The sequence below is a fragment of the Kitasatospora sp. CM 4170 genome (assembly GCF_032110285.1).
GTDB classification, from domain to species: Bacteria; Actinomycetota; Actinomycetes; order Streptomycetales; family Streptomycetaceae; genus Kitasatospora; species Kitasatospora aburaviensis.
The window spans coordinates 3,172,720-3,187,783 of record NZ_CP134877.1; the positions used below are offsets into that span (position 1 = coordinate 3,172,720).

General features: G+C 72.1%; 33 protein-coding genes and 1 pseudogene. 32 read left to right on the forward strand and 2 right to left on the reverse strand.

What is annotated here, in order from left to right:
• Positions 1-135 precede the first annotated feature (135 nt).
• Positions 136-273 (forward strand): annotated as a pseudogene (locus RMN57_RS37055) (helix-turn-helix domain-containing protein); the annotation flags it as partial.
• 44 nt (positions 274-317) lie between these two features.
• Here RMN57_RS37055 and RMN57_RS13015 read toward each other — a convergent pair.
• Positions 318-461, reverse strand: coding sequence for a hypothetical protein (locus RMN57_RS13015; protein ID WP_313763567.1), 144 nt, complete (start codon positions 459-461; stop codon positions 318-320).
• A 402-nt stretch (positions 462-863) separates the two neighbouring features.
• Between RMN57_RS13015 and RMN57_RS13020 the strand changes: the two genes are divergently transcribed.
• The 19 genes from RMN57_RS13020 to RMN57_RS13110 all read left to right on the forward strand — a co-directional run bounded on the left by RMN57_RS13020 (position 864) and on the right by RMN57_RS13110 (position 9,839).
• On the forward strand, positions 864-1,166 hold the full coding sequence (locus RMN57_RS13020; RefSeq protein ID WP_313763568.1) for a hypothetical protein: 303 nt from the start codon (positions 864-866) through the stop codon (positions 1,164-1,166).
• A 9-nt stretch (positions 1,167-1,175) separates the two neighbouring features.
• On the forward strand, positions 1,176-1,469 hold the full coding sequence (locus RMN57_RS13025; RefSeq protein WP_313763569.1) for a hypothetical protein: 294 nt from the start codon (positions 1,176-1,178) through the stop codon (positions 1,467-1,469).
• Between the two features lie 37 nt (positions 1,470-1,506).
• Complete coding sequence (locus RMN57_RS13030; protein ID WP_313763570.1) at positions 1,507-1,950, forward strand: hypothetical protein; 444 nt, start codon at positions 1,507-1,509, stop codon at positions 1,948-1,950.
• Between the two features lie 9 nt (positions 1,951-1,959).
• Positions 1,960-2,163 carry a hypothetical protein gene (locus tag RMN57_RS13035; RefSeq protein ID WP_313763571.1) on the forward strand — a complete coding sequence of 68 codons (204 nt, stop codon included), beginning with the start codon at positions 1,960-1,962 and terminating at the stop codon, positions 2,161-2,163.
• Positions 2,160-3,188: a hypothetical protein gene (locus tag RMN57_RS13040; RefSeq protein ID WP_313763572.1), complete on the forward strand. Its 1,029-nt coding sequence runs from the start codon at positions 2,160-2,162 to the stop codon at positions 3,186-3,188. Before RMN57_RS13035 ends, RMN57_RS13040 begins: the two co-directional genes overlap by 4 nt.
• Positions 3,189-3,320: 132 nt before the next feature.
• The gene (locus RMN57_RS13045) at positions 3,321-4,769 is read left to right on the forward strand and encodes a DNA cytosine methyltransferase (protein WP_313763573.1); all 1,449 of its coding nucleotides are present in this window, start codon (positions 3,321-3,323) and stop codon (positions 4,767-4,769) included.
• A gap of 67 nt (positions 4,770-4,836) precedes the next feature.
• Complete coding sequence (locus RMN57_RS13050; RefSeq protein WP_313763574.1) at positions 4,837-5,067, forward strand: hypothetical protein; 231 nt, start codon at positions 4,837-4,839, stop codon at positions 5,065-5,067.
• Positions 5,064-5,438, forward strand: coding sequence for a hypothetical protein (locus RMN57_RS13055; RefSeq protein ID WP_313763575.1), 375 nt, complete (start codon positions 5,064-5,066; stop codon positions 5,436-5,438). Before RMN57_RS13050 ends, RMN57_RS13055 begins: the two co-directional genes overlap by 4 nt.
• A 12-nt stretch (positions 5,439-5,450) precedes the next feature.
• A complete protein-coding gene (locus RMN57_RS13060; RefSeq protein WP_313763576.1) occupies positions 5,451-6,077 on the forward strand; it encodes an SAM-dependent methyltransferase in 627 nt (208 codons plus the stop codon).
• A 47-nt stretch (positions 6,078-6,124) separates the two neighbouring features.
• A complete protein-coding gene (locus RMN57_RS13065) occupies positions 6,125-6,310 on the forward strand; it encodes a hypothetical protein (protein WP_313763577.1) in 186 nt (61 codons plus the stop codon).
• 68 nt (positions 6,311-6,378) lie between these two features.
• Positions 6,379-6,621, forward strand: a complete 243-nt coding sequence (locus RMN57_RS13070; protein WP_313763578.1) for a hypothetical protein — start codon at positions 6,379-6,381, stop codon at positions 6,619-6,621.
• Between the two features lie 56 nt (positions 6,622-6,677).
• Positions 6,678-6,971, forward strand: a complete 294-nt coding sequence (locus RMN57_RS13075; protein ID WP_313763579.1) for a hypothetical protein — start codon at positions 6,678-6,680, stop codon at positions 6,969-6,971.
• 58 nt (positions 6,972-7,029) lie between these two features.
• On the forward strand, positions 7,030-7,383 hold the full coding sequence (locus RMN57_RS13080; protein ID WP_313763580.1) for a hypothetical protein: 354 nt from the start codon (positions 7,030-7,032) through the stop codon (positions 7,381-7,383).
• 88 nt (positions 7,384-7,471) lie between these two features.
• Positions 7,472-7,705: a hypothetical protein gene (locus tag RMN57_RS13085; protein WP_313763581.1), complete on the forward strand. Its 234-nt coding sequence runs from the start codon at positions 7,472-7,474 to the stop codon at positions 7,703-7,705.
• The gene (locus RMN57_RS13090; protein WP_313763582.1) at positions 7,702-7,944 is read left to right on the forward strand and encodes a helix-turn-helix transcriptional regulator; all 243 of its coding nucleotides are present in this window, start codon (positions 7,702-7,704) and stop codon (positions 7,942-7,944) included. Before RMN57_RS13085 ends, RMN57_RS13090 begins: the two co-directional genes overlap by 4 nt.
• Complete coding sequence (locus RMN57_RS13095; RefSeq protein WP_313763583.1) at positions 7,941-8,630, forward strand: hypothetical protein; 690 nt, start codon at positions 7,941-7,943, stop codon at positions 8,628-8,630. The genes RMN57_RS13090 and RMN57_RS13095 overlap by 4 nt, the downstream gene beginning before the upstream one ends.
• The gene (locus RMN57_RS13100; protein WP_313763584.1) at positions 8,627-8,815 is read left to right on the forward strand and encodes a hypothetical protein; all 189 of its coding nucleotides are present in this window, start codon (positions 8,627-8,629) and stop codon (positions 8,813-8,815) included. Before RMN57_RS13095 ends, RMN57_RS13100 begins: the two co-directional genes overlap by 4 nt.
• A 10-nt stretch (positions 8,816-8,825) precedes the next feature.
• Positions 8,826-9,098, forward strand: a complete 273-nt coding sequence (locus tag RMN57_RS13105) for a hypothetical protein (RefSeq protein ID WP_313763585.1) — start codon at positions 8,826-8,828, stop codon at positions 9,096-9,098.
• 99 nt (positions 9,099-9,197) lie between these two features.
• Positions 9,198-9,839 (forward strand): hypothetical protein, encoded by a 642-nt coding sequence (locus tag RMN57_RS13110; RefSeq protein WP_313763586.1) that lies wholly within the window; start codon positions 9,198-9,200, stop codon positions 9,837-9,839.
• A 423-nt stretch (positions 9,840-10,262) separates the two neighbouring features.
• On the opposite strand, the gene RMN57_RS13115 is transcribed toward RMN57_RS13110, so the two are convergent.
• On the reverse strand, positions 10,263-10,562 hold the full coding sequence (locus tag RMN57_RS13115) for a helix-turn-helix domain-containing protein (protein ID WP_313763587.1): 300 nt from the start codon (positions 10,560-10,562) through the stop codon (positions 10,263-10,265).
• 169 nt (positions 10,563-10,731) lie between these two features.
• Between RMN57_RS13115 and RMN57_RS13120 the strand changes: the two genes are divergently transcribed.
• From RMN57_RS13120 to RMN57_RS13175, 12 genes are all read left to right on the forward strand, one after another.
• Entirely contained in the window at positions 10,732-11,856 is a 1,125-nt protein-coding gene (locus RMN57_RS13120) for a hypothetical protein (RefSeq protein WP_313763588.1), read from the forward strand.
• Positions 11,853-12,014, forward strand: coding sequence for a hypothetical protein (locus RMN57_RS13125; RefSeq protein WP_313763589.1), 162 nt, complete (start codon positions 11,853-11,855; stop codon positions 12,012-12,014). Before RMN57_RS13120 ends, RMN57_RS13125 begins: the two co-directional genes overlap by 4 nt.
• Positions 12,015-12,016: 2 nt before the next feature.
• On the forward strand, positions 12,017-12,175 hold the full coding sequence (locus tag RMN57_RS13130; protein ID WP_313763590.1) for a hypothetical protein: 159 nt from the start codon (positions 12,017-12,019) through the stop codon (positions 12,173-12,175).
• Positions 12,176-12,187: 12 nt separating this feature from the next.
• Entirely contained in the window at positions 12,188-12,523 is a 336-nt protein-coding gene (locus tag RMN57_RS13135; RefSeq protein WP_313763591.1) for a hypothetical protein, read from the forward strand.
• Positions 12,520-13,221 (forward strand): hypothetical protein, encoded by a 702-nt coding sequence (locus tag RMN57_RS13140; protein ID WP_313763592.1) that lies wholly within the window; start codon positions 12,520-12,522, stop codon positions 13,219-13,221. Before RMN57_RS13135 ends, RMN57_RS13140 begins: the two co-directional genes overlap by 4 nt.
• Positions 13,218-13,433 (forward strand): hypothetical protein, encoded by a 216-nt coding sequence (locus RMN57_RS13145; protein WP_313763593.1) that lies wholly within the window; start codon positions 13,218-13,220, stop codon positions 13,431-13,433. Before RMN57_RS13140 ends, RMN57_RS13145 begins: the two co-directional genes overlap by 4 nt.
• 16 nt (positions 13,434-13,449) lie before the next feature.
• The gene (locus tag RMN57_RS13150) at positions 13,450-13,629 is read left to right on the forward strand and encodes a hypothetical protein (RefSeq protein ID WP_313763594.1); all 180 of its coding nucleotides are present in this window, start codon (positions 13,450-13,452) and stop codon (positions 13,627-13,629) included.
• A complete protein-coding gene (locus tag RMN57_RS13155; protein WP_313763595.1) occupies positions 13,626-13,805 on the forward strand; it encodes a hypothetical protein in 180 nt (59 codons plus the stop codon). Before RMN57_RS13150 ends, RMN57_RS13155 begins: the two co-directional genes overlap by 4 nt.
• 53 nt (positions 13,806-13,858) lie before the next feature.
• Entirely contained in the window at positions 13,859-14,146 is a 288-nt protein-coding gene (locus RMN57_RS13160) for a hypothetical protein (RefSeq protein ID WP_313763596.1), read from the forward strand.
• 111 nt (positions 14,147-14,257) lie between these two features.
• Positions 14,258-14,410 carry a hypothetical protein gene (locus RMN57_RS13165; protein ID WP_313763597.1) on the forward strand — a complete coding sequence of 51 codons (153 nt, stop codon included), beginning with the start codon at positions 14,258-14,260 and terminating at the stop codon, positions 14,408-14,410.
• Between the two features lie 25 nt (positions 14,411-14,435).
• Positions 14,436-14,633, forward strand: coding sequence for a hypothetical protein (locus tag RMN57_RS13170; RefSeq protein WP_313763598.1), 198 nt, complete (start codon positions 14,436-14,438; stop codon positions 14,631-14,633).
• A 90-nt stretch (positions 14,634-14,723) separates the two neighbouring features.
• Entirely contained in the window at positions 14,724-14,855 is a 132-nt protein-coding gene (locus RMN57_RS13175) for a hypothetical protein (protein ID WP_313763599.1), read from the forward strand.
• Positions 14,856-15,064 lie beyond the last annotated feature (209 nt).

Consider the following 15,064-nt stretch of genomic DNA (forward strand, 5'->3'; position numbering starts at 1 on the left):
ACCACTCTCGCACTTGGAGTACTGCCCGTGGCCACTGACCGCCCCGCCGAGCAGCGCGTGCAGTCCGTGCGGAACGCGTGGATCAACGCGCTCCGCAACGAGACCTTGCGCGTGGCGAACCGGGACCAGGCTCGGGTGGCGCAGGTAGGGCACTGGATCGCCACCTACGCCGACGCCGACGGTGGGAACGCGTGGCCGTCCCGGGAAACCCTCGCTGTGCTCTGTGGGTGCACCACGGAGACCGTGACCCGCGCCGTGGCCGTGCTGGTCGCGGTCGGAATCCTGGCCAAGCGCCGCCGGCCGAACGCCCCGCAGACCTACCAGCTGCTGATGCCGACCGGGCAGCGCTTGGACTGGGCGGCGCACATGCCGCTGTTCACGGAGACCCGGCAGAAGCGGGCGCACAAGGCGAAGAAGGCCCGCGAGATGGAGGCGGTCCTCAGCGCGGGGACAGCGTCCACGGACGCTGTCCGGACAGCGTCCACGGACTGTGTTCCGGACAGCGTCCGTGGCGGGGTTTCCGGACAGCGTCCGTGGACGCCATCCGAGGTTTCGGACAGCGTCCATGGACGCCCTCGGACAGCGTCCGTGGACGCTGTCCGGACAGCGTCCGTGGCGGGGGGTACCAGTACACCTACCTCCGGTAGGGACCCACACAACGACCCGGACATGGCTGATGACCAACCTCAGCCACAGGTCCGCGCGGGCGCACGGCCCGAAAACGATCAATCAGCCGAGAACAGGCACGCCGCACCGAACTGGACCCTCTGCGAGGTCTGCGAGAGCCCGATGGTCCCCCGACCCGGCCGGCCGAACCACCACGCCCACTGCACCCCCGCCGCCGCCTGAACGGAGCCACGCCCATGACCACCAGCCCGCTGCTGCTGTTCGTCGTCATCGACGGCGTCAACCACCCGCTCGCCGCCTGCCGCTGGGTCCGCTACGAGCCCAACGGATGCGCCACCGGCTCCGCCCTCGGCACCACCGCCACAAGCCCCGAGCAGGCCGCCGCCGAGTTCGAGCCCGTCCGCCGGAACCGCGAGCGCGAACACCGCCGCGGCGTCCGCTACCGCCTCGTCAGCCCCGACCAGTGGCGCGACACCGTCAAGCCCTGCCTGCTCGGCGAGTGCAACCACGTCACCCAGACCACCCGCCCCGCCGCCTAGGAGACCCCAATGCACCCCATCGACATCCGCGACCTCGCCGAGAACCTCGACGACTTGATCGCCGGCCTCGACAGCCACCGCACCCGCGGCCCCCTCCTCGTCACCCGCGACGGCGAACCCGAGGCCGTGATCATCCGGCACAAGGCCTACGCGCCCCGGCTGCACCACTTCGACATCACCCCGCAGAACAGGCTCCTCTGCCTCCTCTGCCCGCCGGAGATCGGCGAGTTCGGCGCCCCGCTGCAGCACCTCGGCGAGGCCATCGAATGGGCCAACGCCCACTGGCGCGACAACCACCGCTGACCCGCCCCGCCGCCTAACCAACCACCAGGAGACCACCGTGACCCAGCAGCCCGAGCACCCCGCCATCACCGCCTACGAGAAGACCATCGGCGGCATCCCGGACACCTTCGACCACTTCACCGCCAAGACCATCCGCGACTACGTCGACTGGTCGAACGTCCCGCTCACCGAGGCCGACACGAAGGCCAACCCCTACGTCCGCTCGTTCTTCACGATGCTCGACACCTGGCACGACGCCCTCGACGAGCTGGACAGCGAGCTCCGCGGCCACGTCGTCGCCGGCGGCCTGCCCACCGACCACGCCCTGTACCTGAAGCAGCAGGCGCTGGCGCTGTTCACCGCGACGACGGCCCTGCAGCGGGCGGCCCTGGAGTACCACTACGGCGTCGCCGGGCCCGCGCTGTCCGAGGACTACGGGCACGCCTACGTGCTGTCGAACAGCGCCCTCAGCCCGTTCGCCCCCGCCGCCCCGACTGCCTGAGGACCCGCCGTGACCCAGTCCTACCCGCGCCGCCTCCGCCTCCACGGCGGCCGCAACACCCACGCCGCCCGCACCGTCAACGGCAACCCCAACCAGCTCGTCACCGCCTGCAACTACCTCGCCGGACCGAAGGACGAGCGGAAGCCCGACGACGCGCCCATCACCTGCCGCGCCACCGGATGCCAGATCGCCGCCGAGGAGACCGCCCGATGAGCACCCAACCCCAGCCCTTCGGCCTCGACCTCGACCTTGACGTGGTCGAGACCCGCCACCACCCGATCGCCGACCCGGCCGCCTGCGGCACCTGCTGGCGACTCGCCCTCGCCGGCCAGCCGACCGAACACCCCGCCTGCGCCCGCCGCGCCGTCCTCATCCCCGCTCCCGACGCACCCGACTACGAAGACCTCGCCGACATGACCGCCGAGCAGAAGGCCGCGCTCCCCACCCGCTTCCACACCCCCGCCTGGGAGGGCAACGCCGTTCCGCACTCGTGGGTCTGCGCGGTCTGCTGGGGCGACGGCTGGGTTACGCGGTGGCCCTGCAAGACGGCCGTCCAGTACGGCGACGAGGTGTTCACCCCCGAGCACCAGGCCATCCGCGCTGAGCAGGACGTGCCCGCCTTGATCGCCCGGGTCCGGGAGCTGGAGGCCGAGCGCGCCCTGCACGTCGGCGTCGAGCCCACCATCGCCGAGGAACTCGCCTACCGCAGCGCCGAGATCGACCGGCTGGAGGCTGAGAACGAGCGGCTCCGTGCCGCCTGGCACTCCGCCAAGGCCCGCGCCCGCACCGCACGCGAGCGTCTCGACCTCACCGCGCACAGCTGCGAACGCGCCCAGGAGGCCGCCGAGCAGGCCCAGGCGACGCTCGACCAGATGCCTCGATGCCGCGCACCCCACCCCATCGTGGACCACGCCCGGTGCGAGCTGATCGTCCAGCACCCTGGCTGGCACGCCGCCCAGGTCGGCGCCTGGCCCCACGCGAGGTTCCCGAACACCGGCGCGGACAGCTGGCCCGTGAACTCCCAGCCCGCCCCCAGCGGCCCGCAGACGCCCGACCTCACCCGCTGGGCCTCCGAGTTGGCCGACGACTGCCTGGAGCCGTACGACGGCACCCTCACCCTCGACGCCGACGGCAAGCCCTTCGTCCGGGTCCACCTCGCCTTCGCCACCGACGCCGACGAGCGAGACCGAGAGGGGTTCACCACCCGGCTCGGCCGCGCCATCCTCCGCGAGCTCTGAGCGGCCCGCAGACGCCCGCCTGACGGCCGCACAGCGCGGGACCGGTCCAACCCCGCCCCGCGCCCGCGCCAGGCCCCACAACACTCCGCACAGCCCGCCCCGCCAACCCCGAGAACTGACCGGAGGACCACCGTGATTACCCTGACCGACCTCTTTTGTGGCGCTGGCGGCTCCTCCACCGGGGCCACCAAGATCCCCGGCGTCCAGGTCCGCATGGCCGCCAACCACGCCCGCAAGGCCGTCAACACTCACCAGGCCAACCACCCCGACGCCGACCACGACTGCGCCGACATCTCCCAGGTCGTCCCCACCCGCTACCCCGCCACTGACATCCTCTGGGCCAGCCCGGAATGCACCAACCACTCCCGGGCCAAGGGCCGGCGTCGCGGCCACGGCGAGTTCAACGACGGCCTGTTCGCCACCGACGGCACCGACGAGGCCGCCATCCGCTCCCGGGCCACCATGTGGGACGTCCCCCGCTTCGCCGAGGCCCACCGCTACCCGATCATCATCGTCGAGAACGTCCCGGACGCCCGCTGGTGGGGACCCGACGACATGCCCGGCGGCACCTTCGATGCATGGCTCGCCGTCATGCGGTCCTGGGGCTACGAGCACCGCATCATCTACCTCGACAGCGCCCACGCCCAGGCCTACGGCCCCGGCAGCCGCTCCCGCCGCCCTCGCATGTACGTGAAGTTCTGGCTCAAGGGCCACCGCGCACCCGACTTCGAGAAGTGGCTCCGTCCCTACGGCGACTGCCCGATGCACGGCCGCCTCCAGCTCATTCAGGCGTGGAAGCACACCAAGATGTCCAGCCCCGACCGGCCGTGGGGCGTGTACGGCAAGTCCGGCCAGTACCTGTACCGCTGCCCCCGCGTCGAGTGCCGGAACGCCATCGTCGAACCCGCGGTCCGCTCCGCCGCCGAAGCCATCGACTGGTCCCTGCCCGCCCAGGTGATCGGGGACCGCTCCCGCGCTCTGAAGCCCAACACCATGCGTCGCATCCGCGAGGGCTTCGACCGGTTCGCCCGCCCGCTTCTCGTGCCCACCGAGGGCCGCGAGGGCAAGACCGCCGACCCGGCCGACCGGCCCCTTCGAACCGTCACCACCCGCAACGAGACCGGCCTCGCCGTCCCCCCGTACATGGTCGAACTCCGAGGCGGTGGATCATCCCACCGCTCCGCCGCTGCCCCGATGTCGACCGTCACCGCCGGCGGCAACCACCACGGACTCGTCACCGCACCCGACCTGCTCGTGCCGTACTACACCAACGGCAACGCCCAGCTCGCCGCCGAGCCGATGGCCACCGTCACCACCGTCGAGCGCCACTCCCTGCTCGTGGGCGGCCGGGTCGCCGCGGTCGAGGAATGCCGCTTCCGGATGATCGAGCCCCACGAGTACGCCCGCGCTATGGAGTTCCCCGACGACTACGTGTTCATCGGTGAGACGGCTGGCAAGCCGCCGACCAAGCGCCAGTGGGTGGAGATGGTCGGCAATGCCGTCACTCCGAACGTTGCACGGGACCTGGTCGCTATGGCCGTCGAGGCCCTGACCGGCGAGGCCATAGAGCCCGCCGCTTGAACCACCTGGGCGGCCGGCAACCGTCGGCCGCCCGCCACGCCACACACACCCACCACGGAGACCCGCCATGAGCACCCCGCCCCGCTTCGCCCTCGGTGACCGCGTCCGCACCCGCATCCACCTCACCTCCGCCGACTGGCACCCCGAGCAGCCCGACATCCCCGCCGGCTCCCTCGGCACCATCGACCACATCCACCCGAGCGGCACCAGGTACGGCGTGATGCTCGACGCCTCCGTGGACCGCCTGTCCGCGTCGATGGACGCCGACGAGATCGAGGCCGCCGGGGAGGGCCGGTGACCACCACCCCAACGCCGGCCAGCCTCGCCGAGCGCATCGCCGAGGGTCTGCTCGCCGCCGCCTACTCCTGTGACGGCACCGACTGCCGCGCCACCGAGGACGAGTGCGAGGCCGCCCACCCTGTTCGCCGGCCCGCACCGTGGCGGTACGTCGTACGGATCGAAGGCAGCCCCGAGGGCTTGGCCGCCGCCGTGCTGGCCGTGGTGCAGCCCGAGCTGGACGCCCTCGCCGCAGTCCGACTGCTCCACCAACCGCGCGATCACGGCGGCTGGCAGATCTGCACCGGATGCTCCCGCCTCGGCCACTACGCCGAGCAGTGGCCGTGTGCCACCACCACCGCCATCGCCGCCGCCCGCACCCCGACCAGCTGAGGACCCGCCATCATGCGCCTGCTCGACATCTGCTGCAAGGCCGGAGGAGCCTCCGCCGGCTACGCGGCCGCCGGGTTCACCGTCACCGGCGTCAACCGCGAACCCCAGCCCCGCTACCCCTACGAGTTCATCCAGGCCGACCTCCGGGACCTCGCCCCCGCGTGGATCGCTGCCAACTTCGACGCCGTCACCGCCTCCCCGCCCTGCTGGGCCCACAGCGACCTCGCCCACCGCACCGGCCGCGAGTACGAGGACTTCATCCCCGAGACCCGCGCCCTCCTCCAGGCCACCGGCCTCCCGTGGGTGATCGAGAACGTCGAAGGCGCCCCGCTCATCGACCCGCTCGTTCTCTGCGGCACCCAGTTCCCCGGCCTCCGCGTCATCCGCCACCGCCTGTTCGAGTCGAACATCCAGCTCATGGCACCCGGCCACCACCCCGAACACCCGCTCGTCTACACCCGCGACAAGCGCAAGCGGCACTACGGCCGGCTCGACGAGTGGACCGCGTTCGTCTCCGTCACCGGCGGCGGCAACAGCAGCAAGGCCGCCGCGGCGGACGCCATGGGCATCGACTGGATGACCAAGGACGAGCTCAACCAGGCCATCCCCCCGGCCTACACCGAGCACATCGGCCAGTAGCTCGCCGACCACCTCGACGCCCAGCTCGCACCCGCCGGTGCCGCCGCGTGAGCGCCCACCGCATCGTCGTCATCCGCTGCGACAGCGACCTGAAGTGCAGCGCCGAGACCAGCACCCCGTTCGGCACCAGCCGCGCCGTCGACGTCCGGGCCTACACCCGGCCGCACGGCTGGCGGCAGCGACCCGGCGGCCGGGACATCTGCCCCGACTGCTGGACCGCCGGCCACCGCTGACACCCCCTTGACGCCCGTCAGCCCGGCCGGCCACCCCGGCCGAGCCCAACCCGAAGGACACCACCGTCGTGGACCACACCTACGTCGCCATGAGCGGCGAGCACCCCACCTCCGCCTACACCGACCTCAACAGCGCACAGAAGGCCGTCGTCGACCAGCACACGCAGTACATGCCCGACGGCTACGAGACCGAGTGGCAAGAGGAGCCGGGCTTTGACGACACCCGCGTCTGGCAGCTCCGAGGCCGCGGCCTCGGCCGGCGCTGGTCCAAGGCCTACCGCTCGATCGTCGAGGTCCCGAACCGCACCTGACCCGCCCGCCCCGGCCTGCCGTCACCCGGCGACAGGCCCATCCCAGAGGAGCCACCGTGACCGACCAGCCCGCTAACCAGATCACGGCCGATGCCATCGAGCACGGCCTCTGGCAGGCCCTCGCGAACGCCCTCCAACAGCTGGAGGACTGGGGCCTCATGCCCCTCGGCCAGCTCGCCGACCGGCTCGGCGTCAACTTCATCCAGGAGGTCGATGCCGGGCCCTCCATCCACGGCGCCGGGGTCCGGCCCCCGGGCGGCTACCTCCTGCGCTACCAGGCCGCGTTCACGCCCGACCCCGACCGGCCCGGCCACGACCTGCCCTTCGGTTGGCAGGTAGTCGCCCGCTGACCCCCGCCCCGCCGGCCGCCCATGCCCGGGCGGCCGGCCCCACCCCGAGGAGCACCCGATGCCCGACCAGCCCGCCGACCTGCTCACCACCGCAGCCCAGCACCTCCGAGCCGCAGCCACAGCCGCCATCCACGACGGCCGCACCACCTGGACGCTCGGCAACACCCTCCGCAGCAACAGCCCCGTCGTCGTCGACGACACCACCACGCCGACCGTACTCATCGAGACGTGGGCCAAGCAGCTGGAGGCCGTGAACGCCTACCTCGCGCTGCTCGGCCCCGCCACCGGCCTCGCCATGGCCCGCATGCTCGACCAGGCCGCCGAGGCCCTCACGGGACAGGACGTCCCCGCTGACGAGCCCGCCCTGGCGGTGGCCCGCGCGGTGCTCGGCCAGGACGGCCCCACCGGGTGACCACCCCACACCTGTTGCTCGCGGCCGGCGCCCTCTACGGCGCCGGCCTGGCAGCCACCCTCTACGCCCTCCACCCCCGGAGACGCACATGAACGCCCTCGTCGTCGCCCTGGCCGTCTGCGGGGCCGTCGCCTGCTGCTGGCTGTACCGCATCGTCACCGCCCCGAGGACCCCCACGTCCGACCAGCCCGACGACATCGGCATCACCCCCGCCACCGACACCCAGCCCGCCATCCTCTGGGCCCGCTACGGGGCCACCACCCGCTTCTCCCCCGTCCGCGGCACCCAACTGCCCACCACCCCCGAGGAGCCGCAGCCATGACCGTCCGAGCCCACCCCGACGACCCGCTCAACCCCGACGAGGTCAACGTCCTCGCCCTCCTCGCCGACGGCCAGTCCATCGCCGAGATCGCCGCCGAACTCGGCATCGGCTACGACGCCGTATCCAGCCGGCTCTCCTGCATCCGCCGCAAGCTCCGCGCCCGCCACAACCCCCACGCCATCGTCAGAGCCCACCGCACCGGCCAGTTGCACCTCGGCCCAGTCAGGAGCGCCGCATGAACCCCAGCGCCTACACCCAAGACCTCATCCGGCAGCGTGACCGGGCCATCGCCGACCTCCGCGCCGCCGAGGACGAGCTGCAGCTCTGGCGCCAGCAGGGCCGCCGCGCCGACCGCTACCGGGCCGCCTGGCAGTCCGCCCGCCGCCGGGCCGCATCGTGGAACGCGCTCTACCGGGCCATCGCGGCCGACCGAGACCAGCGCCTCGGCAGCGGCCCGTGGATCACCCTGCGCGGCCACCAGGCCGCCCTACGTCGAGTCCACGCCCGTCGCAGCGAGGCAGACATTGCCCGCTTCGCCGCCGAGGCCCGCGTTGCCGAGCTGACCGCCAACCTGCAGTCCACCGAGGACGCCCTGACTCGTGTGATGCGCCTCGCCGAGACGCTGCCCGCTGGCCTGCGCGCCCAGGTCGACGCCGCTATCGGCACGTCCCCGACCCAGCTCGTCGCCCGCTGGTGCCTGCGCGAGGAGCTGGAGCAGGCCGACGCGATGTACGTCGAGACGGCCTGCCGCGCCGAGCAGGCCGAGGCCCGCATCGCCGCCGCACGGGCCGAGTGCGAGCGCCTCGTCGCCGAGGTGTACGGCAGCCACGACGAGGACGACGACGCCACCCGCGACGTCTGCGCCCGCGTCCTCGCCGTCCTCGACGGGGCCACCACCAGCACGACGACCGCGGCCCGGCCGTGATCGAGGACTTCGACACCTGGTGGGACACCGCCACCGACGAGGAGCGGCGGCAGTTCCTCGACGGCTGCCTCGACCTCGACGACGTCCCCGCCTACCCGCCGTGGTGGCGCCGTCCCTGGCCGGTCTGGCGCGAGACCGCCGGCACCGCCTCCCCGTTCCCCGACATCGCCACCTACCAGCCCTGAGGAGACCACCGTGCCGAAGGCCGGAGTGATCATCGTTCCCCAGCCCGCCCACCACGGGCCCTCCAGCAACGTGCCGACCGGGTACGTCGTCGGCTACATCGCCATCGCCCTCATCGTGTGGGCCGTTGCCACCTACCTGCTCGCCAGACACGACAGGGACACGGACGCCTTCCTGGCGGTTATGGGCGGCGCGCTTGCGGCTGTCTGCTGGCCCCTGACCTTTCTGGCTGTGCCGTTCTGGCTGATCGCCCGAGCCGCAGCCCGCAAGCCCAAGCACCGCTGACCCCGAGCACAGCAACGGGGCGCCCCCTTCAGCCTGCCAGCCAGGGACGCCCCACCAGTCCGATCACCATACCGCCCCACCAGCAACAGGAGACCGGACATGCTCCCCGCCCTGCACCTCGACCGCCTCCGCATCCAGCTCGCCCAGCTGCCCGAGCTGATCACCCTTGCGCACCTCGCCCTGCTGCCCGGCTCCGGCCGGCGCGGGGCCCGCGTCTCCGGTGCCACCCGCACCGCACCCCTGCCGTGCCGGGTCGACGTGCTCTCCCTCGTCGGCCCCACCGCGGCCAGCACCGTCCGCGACGACCACGGCGACCAGGACCAGACGCCCGGCCTCGACCTGCTCGCCGGCTGGGCCCGCACCGTCCTTGACGACCGGCAGCGCGCCAACGACTGGACCGGCTGGGTCCGTCCCGCCGGCCACGACTGGGAGCGCACCGCGAGCCGCGCCGTGAAGGTGCTGCTGCTGCACCTCGACTGGGCCGCCACCCGCCAGTACGCCCGGGACCTCGCCGACGAGATCGGCCGACTCCACGGCCACCTCAACCGGGTCAGCGGCACGCCCTTCACCACCGGGCCCGCCCGCCGGCACGTCTGCGCCCGCTGCAAGCTGATGACCGCCACCATCCGCCCCGACGGCATGTGCGAGTGCAGCGCCCCCGACTGCCTCGCCGTCCTCACCGCCGACGAGTACGCCGACCGTGCAGAGCGAGTGCTCGCCGAGCTTGCGAAGGTGGCGTAATGGCGTGGCGGGCCGAGAACCGAGAGCCGAGCCACGCCTTCACCGTTAACCGGCCCTGCGGGTGCGTCTCTGGCATTCTCGACTGGTCCGGCTGGCCGCTTGCCGAGGCCATGCAGCTCATCAGCAGCCAGATGGAGAAGATGTATCCGGGCTCCACCGTTGAACGTGTGTCCGAGAGGGACATGTTCAAGCGGGAGCGCCGCTGTCCCGTGCACCCGTACACACCTCCGTCCCCTCCGCCACCAGCACCCGACTGCGACTTCTGTCGCGATCAGCCGCCCCTCGGCTTCACCTGCAACACCTGCCGCCGGTCAGGTAAGAAGGCGTGATACGCCTGTGATGCGGCAGTGATGCGCCGCAGGTCAGGGACGTGCGACGGCCCCGCCCGAGACGCCGGGCGGGGCCGCGATGCGTGGCGATGCGTCAGGCCTGCGGTGGCTCTGCAGCCTTCTTCGGTCGGGTGGTGCCTGACCCGGTATAGCCCCGGAAGACGTCCTGAACGGTGCTCAGCTTGATCCCTAGGCGGTCTGCGATCGCGCGGTAAGACTCGCCCTCGTCGTGTAGCCGTTCGATCAACTCCTTGCGCTCCTGCGCCCATGCCCGGTTGCGCCGTACCTGGTCCGCCATGATTCGACTCTTGGTACGGACCCGCTCCTCCAGGTCCGGGATTCGCTCGACCGCTTCGAGGGCGTCGGTCACCTGCTGCACCTCCTCTTCGCCCACTTCGGCCCCTTCTCTCGGTGGGCCGCTTGCCATCACTGTAGGGGACCCCTACAGTGTGAGCAATGCGGCACTGACAGTGCTGTGGCAACAAGAAGGCCCCGGCCGGCGCGCGAACGCCACATGGCCGGGGCCAGTCCAACCCTCCAACCGCGAAGCCGAGGACAGGACCATGCAGCAGCGTACCCACGCCGCACACCCGCAGGGGAGTGCGCCGCCCGGCCGTTTCGACTGGCCCTTCGCCATCCACCCCACACGCATCGCCTGGCACGCCGCCATGGCCATCGTCCGCCCGGCCGCCGCCGCCATGGCCGGCTGGTCCCTCTACGTCGTCGCCAGGCACTACGGCGTCCCCGCCTTCCTCGCCCTCTTCGCCGTCGCAGTGTTCGACGGCATCGGCCTCGGCTGCCTCTACCAGGCCACCGAGGCCGTCAAGGCCGGACGCTCCGCCGCCGCCGCCGGGCTCGCCACCCTGAGCATGGCCGGCGTCAGCATCAGCCTCAACGTCCAGCACGCACGCATCATCCACGGCGGCCACCCCGCAGAGATCATGTTCTCGACCCCTGCAGTCGGCCTACTCATCCTCTCCGCCCTGTCCTGGTCCGCCATCCGGGCCGAGGCCCGCGCCGCCCGAGGCGAGTCCCCCATGCGACTGCCCGCCTACGGATTGTGGGGATGGATCCTCGCTCCGCAGCAGGCCGCCGGCGCGCTCCAGCAGCGCGCTGTCGACCACGTGACCAGCGGCGCATCACCCGCGCATCAGCCCGCATCGCTGCCCCCCGCCCGCAACATCGAGGACGTCATCGCCGCCGAGTTCGCCGAGATCGGTCCGGCCGCCGCCGTTCAGCGCGTCGCCGCTGCCAACCCGAACGCCGACGACGCCGAGATCGCCGACATCCTGGCCACCTACCAGGTCACCCTCACCGCCGCGCAGGTCGGGCTGCTGCTCGAACGGGCCGCCGTGCCCACCGTCCGCCTCGACCGCGTACCCCAGCCGCCGGCCACCGACGAGCACCCCGCCCTCGACCCCGCCCAGGCGATGCGCGGTGATGCGCCCCAGGTCAACGGCATGTCACTCGCTGGAGCGATCGCCACCATGGCCCGCCACCTCGGCGGCCTCGACGCCGACGCGAAGACCATCGTCCAGCGCCTCGCACTGCAAGGCATGGCCACTGACACGGCGTACGTCCGGGCCGCCCTCTCCCGCGCCCGCAAGGCAGAGGCCAAGGCGGAGGTTGACGCCGCGGCCAACCAGCAGCGCACGGAGCGCTCATCCGGCACCGGGTTCTACCCGTGACCGCCGTGCTCTGGTGGGCGATCCCCGCCGCACTCGCCTTCGCCGGCCTCTACCGCGCGGTCGACCACCCGATCCGCCAGACGCTCCGCCTTGCCGGCATCGCCGCCCTCTGGGCAGCTCTCATCACCGCCGCCCTGCCCCTCCTCCTCCGGAGCTGACAGTGCCCCCCTACCAGCTCGGCCCGCTCCTGTGGCCGCTCGCCGTACTGCTCCTTCTGATCCTCACCCCCAAGCGGGTGGGCCAGGCCGTCGCCCGGCTCCTCCGAATCCTCGGCCTCGCCATCGCCGTCCTGCTCCTCCTCCCCTACCTCTTCAGCTGAAAGGCCCAGACCATGAACTACCTCGCCACCGCCATCGACACCGCCGCCCAGTACCAGCTCGCCGCCCCCGAGAAGGCACCCGGCCTGGAGGTCTCCGGCCCCCAGGGCGGCGCCCTCATCATCGGCATCGTCATCGCCGCCGTCCTCATCACCCGCTGGAAGAGCGGCAAGCTCGGCGACAGCGAGAAGAAGACGCTGATCTGGGCCGTCGTCATGACCATCTGTCTCTACGGCGGCAGCGGGATCATCGGCTCGCTGTTCAACCAGGTCAAGACGACCGCCGACCAGACCGGCACCACCATCACGCAGACCGGTGTCGGCACCGGCGGCGGCACGGTCACCCGGTGACGATCCAGCGACGGGCAGCCGGGCGGCTGTACGACGGGTCGGCCGAGGTGGCCCGCCGCCTCGGCCGCCGCGCGGCAGACGCAAACCTCTGGGTGAAGCTCGGCGGGGGACTGGTCCTCTGGAAGGGCGCCCCCGGCCTGCTCGACGCCGCACACCAGCAGCCGCTCCTCCCGGTCGCCGCCGCAGGAGCCTGGTGCTGGGCTGCCTGGCGAGCCGGCAAGCCACCCGACACCGCCACCGAGACGTCTGCCGAAGACGCTCCAGAGGCAGCCGGGGACAGCCCGGAGACGGGCGAGGAACCCGCCGCCAAGCCCGAACAAGCGGCCGAGTTCCTGACCATGCTCCACCGCCTGATGCCTCACCCCGGGGACCGCATCCACCTCGCCCAGGTAGCCGCCGAGATGAGCGGCGACCCGACCGCCACCGGCCCCGTCCGGGACCTGTGCGCGGCGGCCGGCGTCACGGTCACCGCGGTCCGCGTGAAGGGCCGCGGGTCCAGCACCGGCATCTACCGGCGTGACCTACCCCCACTCCCCGCCCCCTCCCCCGGGCCCCTCTCCGGTGTTGTTGTCGCAGGTCAACACGGCCAACAACAACACCAACAACACTCCGAGAAGGGGCCCGAGAAGGGGTTCGTGACCACGGCCGACCCGGCCAACCCCGCCAGATCGATCATCCACTGGGAGAACGCCTCGTGATCACCACCGAGACCATCAGCACCCACGACGCCGTCACCGTCGAAAGCGTCGACGACGACCGGACCGGCAACTCCGCCATCAGCTGGCGCTGCCCCTGCGGCGCCTCCTCCGAGCCCGCCGTCTTCACCTACGAGACCTGGCCCCAGCGTGACACCGGCATCCACCTCGTCCAGCGCGAGGCCGCCAACCACGCCAACACCTGCCAGCAGTAGCAACGAGAGGACTGCCATGAACAAGACCGAAGCGATCACCGAAGCCGCCCGCGAGGTCCTCGCCCACGGCGGACCCGCCTGCCTCACCGACCCGCACATCGCCCTCCGCGCCATGGACGACGCCATGGCCCTCGGCGCCACCGAGGACGACATCAAGGCCGAGATGCGCCGCCAGCGCGAAGGGACCGTGCAGTGAGCGACCCCCGCGCCACCGACGACAGCCGCACCGACACCCTGCTCGCCAACATCCGCGACGCGGCCGACCTGCCTTGCGAGTTCGTCGACGTCGTCGAAGGCGCCCTCACCGAGGGCCTGGCTGGCCGCTACGACGGCACCTATCCGCCCACCGGCCACACCTACCCGGAGACCTGACCACGCGCCGCCTCATCGCCACCCTCGCCCCGCCACTATCAACGGAGACCGCAATGCAGAGCACCACCGAAACCGTCATCGCCCGCTACCTGACCACCGCCGGCTCCGGCATCTCGGACGCCGAGCTCACCGTCGACATCATCGACGAGGTTCACGCACGCGGACGCCTCCGCCTCGTCTGCCGGGGTTGCACCTGGGCTCACGAGCTCGCCACCGACAGCTACGTCGACGACACCGAGGAGGAGACGGCCGAACGCGTCGCGAGGATTCTGCCTGTCGCCCGCGAGTCGGCCCAGAGCCACGCCGAGACGTGCCGCGCGCTGCCCGTCGGCGGCGCCTGATGAGCCGGCTCTTCCGCACCTTCGCCGCCACCATCTGCCCGCTGTGCGGCTGGTGGGCCGAGCCCGGCCACCAGTGCCACCCCGCCGACCGCTGACCCCAGGGAGAACCCGATGGAGGAACTCGCCGCCGCCCTCGCCGAGGACGACGCCGCCGAGGACGCCGGCATGCACGGCGACGACCGCCGCACCTGCCACACCCACCAGTGCTGGGCCGAGGACTGCGCCGACCAACCGATGCACACCAACCCCAGCGCCAGCCGCTGACCGCACCTCGACCAAGGAGAAGAACATGCCCGACACCCAGCGCTACGAGGCCCAGGTCGACATCCGCACGGCCTCCGGCGAGAAGGTCACCGTGCAGGCCGACGGCGTGGGCCCCGCCGGAGTCACCGGCGACCAGCTCCTGTCCGGAGTCGAGGCCGCCGCCCGGGACCAGTACCCCGGAGCCACCATCGAGGCCTCCCGGGTCCGCACCGCCAACCGCTGACCTCGCCCCGGGGCGGCCGCACAGCCTGCCAGCAAGCCGGCCGCCCCGGGCCCTCCACCCACCACAACAGCAGCAGAGGAGACCGCCATCATGGCGTACAGCAACGGCACCGCCCAGCCCCAGCAGCCCGAACCCCTGCCCGAGCCGCAGGTCGTTGAGCGCGGCGCCGGCCGCAGCTACGTCTGGACCCAGCCGGACCCGCAGCCCACGCCCAGCCAGTGACCAACCCGCCCGCCCCGCCCGCCCCGTTCGAGTGACGGGGCGGGCGTTTGCGCGAGAGGATGCCTGCCGTGGACCACGAACAGCGCACCGGGACCGGCACCAGCGTGGGCGAGGCCCTTCTCAGCTGCCTTCACCAGATTGCTGCACCCGAGATGTCATTCCCAGCCGCCGCTCGGACCGGGGTCTTCCAGGTCAACGGCCTAGTTGTA

Excerpts from the sequence above, each read along its gene's own strand:
- RMN57_RS13110 (WP_313763586.1), top strand. The coding sequence starts at position 9,198 with ATGCTCCCCGCCCTGCACCTCGACCGCCTCCGCATCCAGCTCGCCCAG.
- RMN57_RS13165 (WP_313763597.1), top strand. The coding sequence starts at position 14,258 with ATGGAGGAACTCGCCGCCGCCCTCGCCGAGGACGACGCCGCCGAGGAC.
- RMN57_RS13080 (WP_313763580.1), top strand. The coding sequence starts at position 7,030 with ATGCCCGACCAGCCCGCCGACCTGCTCACCACCGCAGCCCAGCACCTC.
- RMN57_RS13040 (WP_313763572.1), top strand. The coding sequence starts at position 2,160 with ATGAGCACCCAACCCCAGCCCTTCGGCCTCGACCTCGACCTTGACGTG.
- RMN57_RS13135 (WP_313763591.1), top strand. The coding sequence starts at position 12,188 with ATGAACTACCTCGCCACCGCCATCGACACCGCCGCCCAGTACCAGCTC.
- RMN57_RS13090 (WP_313763582.1), top strand. The coding sequence starts at position 7,702 with ATGACCGTCCGAGCCCACCCCGACGACCCGCTCAACCCCGACGAGGTC.
- RMN57_RS13050 (WP_313763574.1), top strand. The coding sequence starts at position 4,837 with ATGAGCACCCCGCCCCGCTTCGCCCTCGGTGACCGCGTCCGCACCCGC.
- RMN57_RS13095 (WP_313763583.1), top strand. The coding sequence starts at position 7,941 with ATGAACCCCAGCGCCTACACCCAAGACCTCATCCGGCAGCGTGACCGG.
- RMN57_RS13175 (WP_313763599.1), top strand. The coding sequence starts at position 14,724 with ATGGCGTACAGCAACGGCACCGCCCAGCCCCAGCAGCCCGAACCCCTG.
- RMN57_RS13020 (WP_313763568.1), top strand. The coding sequence starts at position 864 with ATGACCACCAGCCCGCTGCTGCTGTTCGTCGTCATCGACGGCGTCAAC.
- RMN57_RS13060 (WP_313763576.1), top strand. The coding sequence starts at position 5,451 with ATGCGCCTGCTCGACATCTGCTGCAAGGCCGGAGGAGCCTCCGCCGGC.
- RMN57_RS13085 (WP_313763581.1), top strand. The coding sequence starts at position 7,472 with ATGAACGCCCTCGTCGTCGCCCTGGCCGTCTGCGGGGCCGTCGCCTGC.
- RMN57_RS13025 (WP_313763569.1), top strand. The coding sequence starts at position 1,176 with ATGCACCCCATCGACATCCGCGACCTCGCCGAGAACCTCGACGACTTG.
- RMN57_RS13120 (WP_313763588.1), top strand. The coding sequence starts at position 10,732 with ATGCAGCAGCGTACCCACGCCGCACACCCGCAGGGGAGTGCGCCGCCC.
- RMN57_RS13160 (WP_313763596.1), top strand. The coding sequence starts at position 13,859 with ATGCAGAGCACCACCGAAACCGTCATCGCCCGCTACCTGACCACCGCC.
- RMN57_RS13170 (WP_313763598.1), top strand. The coding sequence starts at position 14,436 with ATGCCCGACACCCAGCGCTACGAGGCCCAGGTCGACATCCGCACGGCC.
- RMN57_RS13150 (WP_313763594.1), top strand. The coding sequence starts at position 13,450 with ATGAACAAGACCGAAGCGATCACCGAAGCCGCCCGCGAGGTCCTCGCC.